The organism is Streptococcus sp. 2154 (assembly GCF_013277255.1).
GTDB classification, from domain to species: domain Bacteria; phylum Bacillota; class Bacilli; order Lactobacillales; family Streptococcaceae; genus Streptococcus; species Streptococcus pseudopneumoniae.
This window is the reverse complement of sequence record NZ_VMMK01000108.1, coordinates 1-891: the sequence shown is the minus strand read 5'-3', so window position 1 is coordinate 891 and position 891 is coordinate 1. Positions and strand designations below refer to the sequence as shown.

The window sequence follows — 891 nt, the reverse complement described above, 5'->3', positions numbered from 1 at the left end:
GCGAAGAAGATCAATCTCCTGCGGAACAAAAGGGTGAGGAGAACCAGCTGGAGAATCCAGTTGAGGGGGTAAAGGATGTTGGTGAGTCTGCCCCACAAGAACCCCAAAAACAACCAGAACAACCAGAACAAACGGCTCCATCTCCAGAGGTCAACCCAAGTCAAGGAAACGAACCAGAATCAGCTGTTCAGCCTGAACCCTTATCTCCCCAAGAACAGTCAGATTCACAAGAGCAACCAACTGTCCCAAGTCCAGTAACGAAAGAAAAAGTATTGGAATATAAAACAACATATAAAGCTTCACCAGCCTTAAATTACAAAGAGCAACGAGTAGAAGTAGCAGGCGAAAATGGTAAGGAAGTGACAACTACTTCTTACAGTTTTGATGAAAGTACTGGGAAAATAGTAGAAAACACTTCAACAAAAATAGAAAAACATCCAGTAGATAGAGTTGTTAAGGTTGGAAATGTAGAAGAAACAAGATCAACAACCAAAAGACGTGAACAGTTTATCGCGGATGAGTCACTTGATAAAGGGGTTAAAGTAGTTAGAGAACAAGGTCAAGATGAAGAAACAACGACTATAAGTGTTTATAAAGTAAATTCGACGACAGGAGAATTAACTGATCCAGAAGTTTCAACAAAAGTAGCCAAAGCAATGCAAGCGAAAATAACGGCAGTAGGAACAAAACCAACAGTTCAATCACAAGAAATTCCTTTTAAGACAATTTATAAAGCATCGTCAGATTTAAGTTACAATGTGCAACAAGAAGAAACACCAGGGGAGAATGGTAGCTCAGTATCAACTACAAAATACACAGTAAATCAAGAAACAGGAGCTATCTCAGAAGAAACTACAACAGAAAACACTCCAGCTAAAGACAAAATAGTAA

Annotated in this window: 1 protein-coding gene; it reads left to right on the top strand. The window is 39.2% G+C overall.

Annotated features, from left to right (window positions below; genetic code table 11):
• The coding region (locus tag HT693_RS11700; RefSeq protein WP_172925208.1) for a G5 domain-containing protein at nucleotides 1-891 on the top strand (891 nt) is incomplete at both ends.